Origin of the sequence: Streptomyces sp. M41 (genome assembly GCF_043673425.1) — a bacterium.
Taxonomy (GTDB): Bacteria; Actinomycetota; Actinomycetes; order Streptomycetales; family Streptomycetaceae; genus Streptomyces.
On the sequence record NZ_JBIMKE010000013.1, the window covers coordinates 172,389 to 183,107 of the forward strand.

The 10,719-nt window shown below is 72.5% G+C and carries 5 protein-coding genes; 3 read left to right on the forward strand and 2 right to left on the reverse strand.

Going from position 1 to position 10,719, the window contains the following annotated elements; genetic code table 11:
- Positions 1-41 precede the first annotated feature (41 nt).
- On the reverse strand, positions 42-3,152 hold the full coding sequence (locus ACHBTE_RS18585; RefSeq protein ID WP_394725026.1) for a helicase-related protein: 3,111 nt from the start codon (positions 3,150-3,152) through the stop codon (positions 42-44).
- A 189-nt stretch (positions 3,153-3,341) separates the two neighbouring features.
- Between ACHBTE_RS18585 and ACHBTE_RS18590 the strand changes: the two genes are divergently transcribed.
- Both ACHBTE_RS18590 and ACHBTE_RS18595 read left to right on the forward strand, forming a co-directional pair.
- Complete coding sequence (locus ACHBTE_RS18590; protein WP_394725027.1) at positions 3,342-5,222, forward strand: HSP90 family protein; 1,881 nt, start codon at positions 3,342-3,344, stop codon at positions 5,220-5,222.
- Positions 5,219-8,206, forward strand: coding sequence for a tetratricopeptide repeat protein (locus tag ACHBTE_RS18595; RefSeq protein WP_394725028.1), 2,988 nt, complete (start codon positions 5,219-5,221; stop codon positions 8,204-8,206). The genes ACHBTE_RS18590 and ACHBTE_RS18595 overlap by 4 nt, the downstream gene beginning before the upstream one ends.
- Positions 8,207-8,388: 182 nt before the next feature.
- Here the strand turns inward: ACHBTE_RS18595 and ACHBTE_RS18600 are convergent, their stop codons facing one another.
- Positions 8,389-10,083 (reverse strand): DAK2 domain-containing protein, encoded by a 1,695-nt coding sequence (locus ACHBTE_RS18600; RefSeq protein WP_394725029.1) that lies wholly within the window; start codon positions 10,081-10,083, stop codon positions 8,389-8,391.
- Between the two features lie 256 nt (positions 10,084-10,339).
- On the opposite strand from ACHBTE_RS18600, the gene rpmB reads away from it, so the two are divergent.
- On the forward strand, positions 10,340-10,525 hold the full coding sequence (gene rpmB, locus ACHBTE_RS18605; RefSeq protein ID WP_003993230.1) for a 50S ribosomal protein L28: 186 nt from the start codon (positions 10,340-10,342) through the stop codon (positions 10,523-10,525).
- The last annotated feature ends 194 nt before the right edge of the window (positions 10,526-10,719 follow it).

The window sequence follows — 10,719 nt, forward strand, 5'->3', positions numbered from 1 at the left end:
TGGCTCGCGCAGTTCCCCGCGCCCCTGAGGGTCGCTCCGGCTCACCCCTTTTCCAGGTACTGCTCCCTCTCGTCGTCCAGGAGGGCGTCCAGTGCCGTGCGCAGGCCGGGCAGCCGCGTCAGCTCCGGGTCCGCCGCCACCAGTGCCGCCGCCTCCTGCCTGGCCTCCGCGATGATCTCCTCGTCCTCGATGACGGCCAGCATCCGCAGGCTGGTGCGGGCGCCGGACTGGGCCTGGCCCAGGACGTCTCCCTCGCGGCGCTGCTCCAGGTCGATACGGGAGAGTTCGAAGCCGTCGAGCGTGGCCGCGACCGCGTTCAGGCGCTGGCGGGCGGGGCTCGCCTCTGGCATCTCGCTCACCAGGAGGCAGAGGCCGGCCGCCGACCCTCGGCCGACGCGGCCACGCAGCTGGTGGAGCTGGGAGACACCGAAGCGGTCGGCGTCCATGATCACCATCGCGGTTGCGTTCGGGACGTTCACGCCCACCTCGATGACCGTCGTGGCGACCAGGACGTCGGTCTCGCCGGCGGCGAAGCGGCGCATGACGGCGTCCTTGTCGTCGGGGTGCATCCGGCCGTGCAGCACCTCCACCGCGAGGCCGGAGAGCGGACCCTTGGAGAGCTGGTCGGCCACGTCCAGGACGGCGAGCGGCGGGCGCTTCTCGGCCTCGTCCTCGGCGGACTTCTTGTTGCCGGCCTTCTTCGGGTCGTCCTCCTCGTCGCCGATGCGGGGGCAGACGACGTACGCCTGATGGCCGTTCGCCACCTCCTCGCGCACCCGCTCCCAGGCGCGGGCGAGGAAGTGGGGCTTGTCGGCGGCCGGGACGACATGGGAGGCGATGGGCGAGCGGCCGGCGGGGAGCTGGTCGAGGACCGATGTCTCGAGGTCGCCGAAGACGGTCATGGCGACCGTGCGAGGGATGGGGGTCGCGGTCATGACCAGCAGGTGCGGGGGCTGCTTGCCCTTGCCGCGCAGGGCGTCGCGCTGCTCCACGCCGAAGCGGTGCTGTTCGTCGACCACGACCAGACCGAGGTCGTGGAACTGCACCTTGTCCTCGATCAACGCATGTGTGCCGATGACGATTCCGGCCTCGCCGGTGACGAGGTCCAGCAGCGCCTGGCGGCGGGCGGCCGCGCCCATGGACCCGGTCAGCAGGACCACCTTCGTGGCGTGCTCGGCTCCGCCCAGCATCCCGCCCTCGGCCAGCTCGCCCATCATCTCCACGACCGAGCGGTGATGCTGCTGGGCCAGCACCTCGGTGGGGGCGAGCATGGCGGCCTGACCACCGGCGTCGACGACGGCGAGCATGGCGCGCAGCGCCACCATGGTGTTGTGGGTCACCGTGAAGTGATCCGTGACGTAGGCATGGCTGGGATGGCCGACGCTGATGCACTGGACCGGCCCTCGCCCCACGTGCTCGACGGCCCGGATGGCGCGCCGGAAGGTGTTGTCCGCCGGGCGGTGGCGTACGCGGTCGGCTTTGCGGGTGAGCCGGAACGGGGGGTAGCCGTCGGGCAACGCCACCGAGACGTCGACGGCCTCCTGCCCGGGCAGAACGTGCGCCGTGCCGCCCAGGGAGCGTACGAGCCAGGCCACGTCGTCCGCCAGCGTCGGCGAGGCCGAGCGCAGGGACACGCTCATCCCGTTCTGCCCGACTGTGCCGAGGGCGTCCATGAGCCCTTGAAGGAGAGCGAGGCGGTTCTTGATCGACGTGTTCTTGAACTCGGCCGGAACGAACATGTCCTGTGCCGCCAGTCCCCGCATGTCCAGGTCACGCAGGGCTTGGGTGACCGGATCACCGGCGCCGTCCGAGCTTCGGGCCATCTGAGGCGGGTAGTCGCCGTCACCCAGCACCAGTCCGAACAGGTAGGGGTCGAGCGGGAGCCCGCAGTCGTCGCCGAGGTCCACGGGGCCGGCCGCCGGGATGTACCACTTCGGCGATCCGTCGGCCTCGACGAGGTCGTGCCGGATTTCCCGGGTGGTCAGCACCTCGGGGGGCTGACCGCGGTCCCAGCCGTGACTCGTACCGACCACCCAGAGGTGTTCGTCGTCGCATTCCACCGCACTGCCGTCGGAGAGCCGGATGCGCCACACATCTCGCTCGCCCTGGGGGAAGACTCCGTCGATGAGGGCGATCTCGCCCGTGGGCACGACGACTTCGTCGCCCACCCGCAGGTCGCCCATCCGCCGGAAGCCGCGAGGCGTGAGTACCAGCGAGTGAAGCGGCTGGGCCTTTCCCGAACCCACCTCTCCCTGGAGCAGCCGGTGCATCGGATGCTCGGTCGACAGGTCGTCGAAGATCTCCTTGGAGACGCGCTGCTGGCCCTCGGTGAGGGTGAAGGGGAGACGGGCGTCGAAGGCGGTGAGGAGGCCGTCGGGCCGGGCTCTGCGGGCGACCGCCGGGAGTTGGGCGTCCGCGTGCCGGCGGCGGGCCAGGGCGACCTGGAGGACGAAGGCCTCGTCCCACTTGAGGCGGTCGCGGGCAGCGGCGATGTCCGCCTTGGTGTGCGGGCGGTGGATCTTCAGGAGGGCTTCGGGGAGGGCGACCAGTCCGCGGCCCTCGCGGAGGCTGTCCGTCAGGGGGTCGATCGCTTCCTGGGCGCTGGGCAGGACCGTCTGGATCGCCTTGCCGATCTTCCAGGACTCCAGCTTGGCGGTGGCGGGGTAGATCGGGATCAGGGCGCCGGCCCAGGTCTCCACGGTCTCCTCCGAGTCGCCGCGCAACAACTCGTACGCCGGATGGGCCAGTTGCAGACGGCGGTTGAAGACGGAGACCTTGCCCGCGAACATCGCGCGTGTGCCCGGCAGGAGCTCCTTGTGGGGCTTGTGAACGCCGTTGCCGAAGAAGACCAGTTGGAGACGGCCGCTGCCGTCCGTGATCGTGACCTCCAGGCGCTGGCCCTTGCCGCGCGGTGCCTTGGCGGAGGCGAAGGAGTGCAGGCGGGCGTCGGCGACCATGGCGACCACGGTGACGTGCTCGTCCATGGGGAGGTCGGCGAGGTGGGTGAGCTGGCCGCGCTCCTCGTATCTGCGCGGATAGTGGTGCAGCAGGTCACCGACGGTATGCAGGCCGAGGTGCTCGGCCATCACCTTCGCGGTGGGAGGGCCGAGCACCTTCTTCAGTGGTTCTTCCAGTGCGGGCACGAGATCCATTCCACACCACCGCACTGACAATGGCGCAGCCGTCGCGCCGCCCGCGAAGGTAAACGTCCCGGAAACCCCTGGTCAGCCGGTTCGATCCGGCTTTAGGATGGCACGCTCCGGCCATCCTTTCGCGGTCACCGCCTCACCGGGACCGCCCGACCCCGCGCCGTGCGCAGTCCCCCCACCGGTGCAGCGACGATGGACTCCCAGACCTCACAGTCATCCCAGCTTCCTCAGCCGTCACCTTCACCTCAGCAGTCACCTCAGACCTCTGCTCAGCCGTCCCGGACACCGCACACGTTCCAGGTCGACCTGCGTGGTCTGGTGGACCTGCTCTCCCACCATCTCTACTCCAGTCCCAAGGTCTACCTGCGCGAGCTGCTCCAGAACGCGGTCGACGCCATCACCGCCAGACGCGCCGAGGAGCCGGACGCGCCCGCAGTGGTCCGGCTGTACGCCGAGTCGGGCGCCCTGCGCGTCGAGGACTCCGGTGTGGGGCTGACCGAGACGGACGTGCACGACCTCCTCGCGACCATCGGACGCAGCTCCAAGCGCGCCGAGGGGCTCCAGGAGGCCCGCTCCGGGTTCCTGGGGCAGTTCGGCATCGGTCTGCTGGCCTGTTTCGTGGTCGCCGAACGGATCCGGGTGGTCAGCCGCAGCGCCCGTACGCCGGATGCGGCGCCCGTGGAGTGGACGGCCACGGACGACGGTTCGTACACCGTGCGGACGCTGCCGGACGACGCCCGTCCCGAACCGGGCACGACCGTGCACCTGGTGGGGCGGGCCGGGGCCGCCGAGTGGCTGACCGAGGACCGGGTGCTCGCGCTCGCGCGGGACTTCGGCTCGCTGCTGCCCTACGACGTGCGCGTCGGCGGCGAGGCGGTCACCGATCTGCCCGCCCCCTGGGACCGCGCGTACCCCTCCCCCGCGAACCGGCGAGTGGCCCTGGCGCGGCACTGTCACGACCTGTTCGGCTTCACACCGCTGGACTCGATCGCACTGGACGTGCCGCTCGCCGGAATCCGTGGTGTGGCCTACGTCCTTCCCTCGGCGGTCAGCCCCGCCCAGCGGGCCGGCCATCGCGTCCACCTCAAGGGCATGCTCCTGACCGAGCGGGCCGAACAGCTGCTGCCGGACTGGGCGTTCTTCGTGCGGTGCGTGCTGGACACCGACAGCCTGCGCCCGACGGCCTCGCGCGAGGCGCTGTACGAGGACGAGACGCTGGCGGCCGTACGGGAAGCGCTCGGCGAAAGGATTCGGTCGTGGCTGACGGGGCTGGCCGCCGGTGATCCGGAACGGCTGGCGGCGTTCTTGTCCGTGCACCACCTGGGCGTGAAGTCCCTCGCACGGCACGACCAGGAGATGCTGCGCACGATGCTGCCGTGGCTGCCGTTCGAGACGACGGACGGCCGGCTTTCCCTGGAGGAGTTCGCGCAACGGCACCCGGTGGTGCACTTCACGCGGACCGTGGAGGAGTACCGGCAGGTCGCGCCGATCGCTTCCGCGCAGGGCGTCGGCGTGATCAACGGCGGCTACACGTACGACAGCGAGCTCGTCGAGGCGCTGCCGTCGGTGCGGCCCGGGACGGTCGTCGCCGAGCTGGACGCGGACACCGTGACCGCCCACCTGGACGCGGTCGATCCGGCCGAGGAGCTGGCCCTCACGGGCTTCCTGGCCGCCGCGCGGGCCAAGCTCGACCCGCTGGGCTGTGACGTCGTACTGCGCGCCTTTCATCCGCTGTCCGTGCCGGCGCTGCATCTGGACGACCGGGCGGCCCGGCACGAGCAGGCGCGTGCGGAGGCCGAGGAGCAGGCCGACGACCTGTGGGCGGGCATCCTCGGTTCGCTGCGCGGCAGCGCCCCACGCGCGCGTCTCGTGCTCAACCACCTCAACCCGCTGGTCCGCAGGATCAGTTCGCTGGGTGATCCGGAGCTGATCGGCACCGCCACCGAGTCCCTGTACGGCCAAGCGCTGCTAATGGCGCAGCGCCCGCTCAGGCCCGCCGACTCGGCGCTGCTCAACCGGGCCTTCCTCGGCCTGCTGGAGTGGGCCACCAACGGCGAGGAGGGCCGCCGATGAGCGAGATCACCGACTTCGACGCGCTGCGCCGGGCGATGGCGGAGAACTCCGAGGAGCCGGAGGGTCCCGCCCGCAACGCGCGCGCGGAGCAGCTGCTCGCCGAGGCGGAGAAGCTGAAGATCCCGCTCGCCGTGATCGAGGCGCTCGGACATCAGCTGAAGGTCTACAACTACAGCTCCGAGAAGGCCAAGATGTTCGTCCCCTTCGCGCGCCTGCTGCGCATGTGGGACGAGCGGCCCGAGGACTTCGACGCCTACGAGACGCACTCGCTGCACTGGGTCTTCAAGTGGATGTCGGCCGGCATGCTCGACCAGCCGCACATCCCGCTCGCCTCGATCGAGAAGTGGCTCGGCGAGATGGAGCACCGCTACCGGCTCGCCGGTCACTCCGAACGCGCTGTGCGCAGCGCGGAGTTCAGTGTGGCGGCGCATATCGGGGACGAGGCGCGTGCCGAGCGGGCGTACGGCGCGTGGCTGGCGGCCGACCGGGACGACATGGCGGACTGCCATGCCTGCGAGCTGCATGTGCAGGGGTGGTGGCAGGCGGAGCGCGGCCGGGACGCGGAGGCGCTGAAGCTGTGGGGGCCGGTTCTGGAGGGCGAGTTCACCTGCGCCCATGAACCGCACACGGTTCTCGCGTCCTCCTTGGCGCCGCTGCTGCGGCTGGGCCGTGTGGACGAGGCCCGCGCTCACCATCTGCGGGGTTTCCGGCTGGTGCGGGCGATGGAGAGCATGCGGGGGGCGTACGCGGACCATGTCGAGTTCTGCGCGCTGACCGGGAACGAGGCGAGCGGGCTGGAGCTGCTCGCCCAGCGGCCGGCGTACTTCACGGACGACGGGCATCCGCGCAGCAAGCTGGAGTTCATGGCGGTCGTGGCGCTGCTCATGGACCGTCTGACCGCGCTCGGACTGGGCGAGCAGCGGGTGCCCGGCCCGGCGGATCGCACCTGGACCGCTCGTGAACTGGCCGTCCACGCGCGCGGGGAGGCCCTCGCGCTGGCCGCGCGTTTCGATGAGCGCAACGGCAGCGGGCACATCAGCGAGCGGGCACGCGCGCGTATGGCGCAGGAGCCGCTGGTGGGGCGGCTGCCGTTGGGGGTGCGGACGCCGTCCCGCCCGACGACGGCGGCGGCGCCAGCGTCGGCTCCGGCGTCCCCGCAGGAGGGCACCGGGACACCGACCGGCCTGCCCGCGCTGATCGCCGAGGCGCGGCGTCTGTCGGACACCTTGCAGCCGAACGCCGTCGAGGCGTGGGAGGCCGTCTCCCGGGCCGCGGAAGGCGTGGAGCTCAGCCCCCTCGACCGGGCGGAGATCGCCGACCACCGGGCGATGGACCTGGGCCCGGAGGGTGTGCCCCTGTTCGAGCGGGCCGCCGAGCTGTACGCGGAGGCGGGCGACCCAGGAGAGGCACTGGCGGCACGCGCGCGTGGCGCGTACGTACGCGCGCTCAGCGGTGAGGTGCGGCTGGCCCTGACCACGATCGCCGGGCTGTACGACCAGGTCCTGGCGCTGTACGCCGAGGACGGCACAGGACTGCGTCAGACGGCGGCCGTGCTGATGAGCCGGGCGCGCATCCTGATGCGGCAGGTCCACGAGACACCGGACGAGGCGCGCGAGGCCGTCCTGGCCGACGCGGAAGCCGCCGTACGGGGGGTGCCGGCGCTCGTGGCCGGGCGGGCCGGGGACGACGTACGGCTCCTGGCGCGGCTCGCGGAGACGCAGGCGATGCTCGCGGAGCTGGCGGCCCTCGCCGGGGACATGGAGACGGCGGCGGAGCTGTTCGCGCGGGCCTCGGACGGCTTCGTGACGGCGGGACTGCCGTGGTTCGCGGTGGAGTACGAGGCCCGGCTGGCCGGGCTGGCGCACCACCTCGGCGACATCGACCGGGCCGAGCGGGCGCTGCGGGCGGCCCTGGAGCACGGCGGGCCGCACCTGGAGGCTCCGGGGCGGGCCCAGCTGAACCTTCAGCTGGCCGAGGTGCTCGGCGGCCGTGGGCTTGCCGAGGAGGCCGCCGAACATGCCCTTCAGGCGGCGCACTGGGCCGACGAGGCGGGCGAGAGCCGCACGCTGGGCGCTTGGGCGCGACAGCAGCTCGGCGGGTTCCTGATGCGGCTGGGGCGGTTCGCCGAGGCCGCCGAGGTGCTGGAATCGGCGCTTCCCGACCTGAGCGCCGAGACGCACGGTGACGGGGCGGTGGTGCAGACGCGGTGGTGGCTCGCCGACTGCCTGAGCGAGCTCGACGAGCACCGCGCGGCGGCCGAACACCGCTTGCAGGCCGCCGAGATCGCCCGGCACTGGCCCGAGCAGCACGACCACGCCACGCTCGCCCATCTCGCGGGCGAGTCCCTGAGCCATGCGGGCCTGCTCACCGAGGCGGACCGGACGTACGCGCGCGCGGGCGCCCTGTGGCGGGAGTCGGGCAACGTCCACGGCCTCGTCCGCTCGCTGCGTGCCCGCGCGTGGCTGGCGCTGCACATCGCGGACGGAACCGATGCGGCACGGGAGTTGATGGGGGACGCGGTGCGGGAGTGCCGGACCGCGCTCGACGGGCCGGCCGCCGACGACGAGGAGGCCCGGCGGCGGCTCACCGCCGAACTCGGGCACACCCACCGCCAGTTCGGCGACCTGCTCGCCCGTACCGCCGCGCAGGACGCCGAGGGCGCCCGGGACGACTCGGTCCGGACCACGCTGGAGGAGGCGCTGTCCCAGGTGACGCGGGCCGTCACGGTGTTCACCGCTCTGGGCGACGAAGCCCTGCACAGCCGTACCGGAGCCGAGCTCGCGGCGGGCCGGCTGGAGGCGGACCTGAGCCGGCCGGCACAGGCAGCCGCACGCGCGCGTGCGGTGCTGGCGGCGTACGCCGGTTTCGACACGGCCGCCGAGGCCGACCTGGCCGACGACGGCGAGTACGCCGCAACGGCACTGGAGCGTCGGGCGGAGGCCGAGCAACTGCTGCGCGCGGGGGTGGAGCCGGAGCGGGCGTAGGCCGAGCAGTTGCTGCGCGCGGGGGTGGAGCGGGAGCGGGCGTAGGCCGCCGCGGCCCTTCACCCCGCGCGGCTCGTTCACGCAGGCCGCGCGGCTCCTGCACTCCAGGCCGGCGCGGGTCCTTCACTCAGGCCACGCGAATCCCGCACCCCAGGCCGTTCGCACCCGGTCGGTCGGGTGGGTCACTCCACTCCGATGAGCAGCAGCGACCCTTGTCGTCCGCCCCGGTACACCACCGTGTCGACGGCGAGGTAGGACTCACGCACGCGTGCCTCGAGGTGCTCGGCGATCGACTCCGGGGCCTCGTCGCCGAGGACGAGGGTGACGAGCTCTCCGCCGGCCGCGAGCATGCGGTCCAGGACGGCCTCGGCGGTGGACGTGACGTCCGAGCCGATTACGGCCACGTCGCCGTCGACGAGGCCGAGGACGTCCCCGGCCTGGCAGATGCCGGCCATGGTCCAGGACTGCCGTTCGGCCACGGCGACCTCGGCGTACCGGGTCGCGCCGGCCGCGGAGGTCATCGACACCACGTCCTCGTCGAAGCGGCGTTCCGGCTCGTGCACGGCGAGCGCGGCGATGCCCTGGACCGCGGAGCGCGTCGGGATCAGCGCCACGCGGATGCCCTCGGCGCGGGCCTGCTCGGCCGCCGCGGCTGCGGTGTGGCGCAGCTCGGCGTCATTGGGCAGCAGTACGACCTCGCGCGCGTGGGCCCGCCGTACGGCCTCGACGAGCTCTCCGCTGGCGGGCGGCTCCCCGGGCCGCGCGAGGACGGTGGTGGCCCCGGCCTCGGTGTACAGCCCGGCCAGCCCCTCCCCCGGCACGACGGCGACGACGGCCCGCTGTGCCCGCTCGCGGGGCGGGCGCTCACCGCCGGTGGTGTGCACGTCCCCGGCCCCGAAGTGGGTGATCCGGATCCGGTACGGCCGCCCGGCCTCGACCCCGGCCTCGACGGCGGCTCCGGCGTCGTCGACGTGCACATGGACGTTCCACAGTCCGTCGCCGCCGACCACGACCAGGGAGTCCCCCAGGGCGTCGAGCCGCGCCCGCAGCCTCGTCACGGCCGCGTCGTCGGCCTCCAGCAGGTAGATCACCTCGAAGGCGGGCCCGCCCTCGTCCGTCCCGTCCGCGCACTCCTCGGTGTCGGTCGCCGACGCGCCACCGGCCGCGGCCGGGTCGACCCGCGAGCCGCCCCCTACGCGCGCGTGCCCACCCGAGAACGCGGGGACCGCCTCCCCCGTGAACGTCTCCAAGAGCGCGCCCAGCACCGCCAGCAACCCCCGGCCACCGGCGTCGACCACCCCGGCGCGCTCCAGGACCGCCAGCTGCCCGGGCGTGGCGGCCAGCGCGGCACGAGCCCCCTCGTACGCCGCCCGTGCGACCGCCCCGCAGTCGTCGCCCTCGGCCGCACCGGCCGCGTCGGCGGCGGCCGAGGCGACCGTGAGGACCGTGCCCTCGACGGGGTGGGCCACGGCCTGGCGGGCGGAGTCGGCCGCCCGGCGCAGAGCGAGGCGCAGTCCGGAGCCGTCGGTGTGAGTCGTCTCACCGTCCTCGGCCAGCACCTGAGCCATGCCCCGCAGCAACTGGGCGAGGATCGTCCCGGAGTTCCCCCGGGCACCGATGAGGGCCCCGTGCGCCATCGCGCGGGAGGCGTCCGCGAGGCTGGGCTCGGCCGAGTCGTACGCGATGAACACGGCCTCCACCGCCGCGACCGCCGACTCCACGGTCAGGTACAGATTCGTCCCGGTGTCGCCGTCGGCCACGGGATAGACGTTGATCGCGTCGATCTCCTCCCGCGCGCGTCCGAGCGACTCCAGCGCGAGGCCGCACCAGGTGCGCACCGCGAGAGCATCGAAGAATGTCTGCGGCACCTGCGCCACCTGCGCCTCCCTGAGCTGCCGACCGTGGCACGCAGCGTAGACCCAGGGCCGGTGTGCGGCGGAAGAGGGCCTGGAGCCGGGCGCTGAGCAGGCATGGTAGTTTCGTTCTACTGGCGCAGTCGTTGTATGCTGCTCCGGTTGCCCGATGCAGATCGGGCCGTTCCCCTGGCAACGCCACTCAGATCTCTGATCCTAGATCTCGATCCCGGCATGCCGGGATTAACCGTAAGTGGATCTGAAGTCTTTGGAGTGACCCGTGGCTGCCAACTGCGACGTCTGCGGCAAGGGGCCGGGCTTCGGCAACAACATCTCGCACTCGCACCGCCGTACGTCCCGCCGCTGGAACCCGAACATCCAGCGTGTGCGTACCGTGGTCGGCGGGACGCCGAAGCGCGTGAACGCCTGCACCTCGTGCATCAAGGCCGGCAAGGTCTCGCGCTGACGCTCAGCTGAGCGCGCGGCCACTGCTGGTTCGCCGCACGAAGCCGGTCCACCTCGCGTGGACCGGCTTTTTGCTGTGCCCGCAGGGCTGCTGCATGTCCGGCGGGCCGCAGCAACGGGCCCTAGGTGTATTGATCACGAGCGTTGTTGACACCGGTGGGGCTTGATCATGGCGAAGACCTCCGGTGTGGTGGA

Excerpts from the sequence above, each read along its gene's own strand:
- ACHBTE_RS18585 (WP_394725026.1), bottom strand. The coding sequence starts at position 3,152 with ATGGATCTCGTGCCCGCACTGGAAGAACCACTGAAGAAGGTGCTCGGC.
- ACHBTE_RS18590 (WP_394725027.1), top strand. The coding sequence starts at position 3,342 with ATGGACTCCCAGACCTCACAGTCATCCCAGCTTCCTCAGCCGTCACCT.
- ACHBTE_RS18595 (WP_394725028.1), top strand. The coding sequence starts at position 5,219 with ATGAGCGAGATCACCGACTTCGACGCGCTGCGCCGGGCGATGGCGGAG.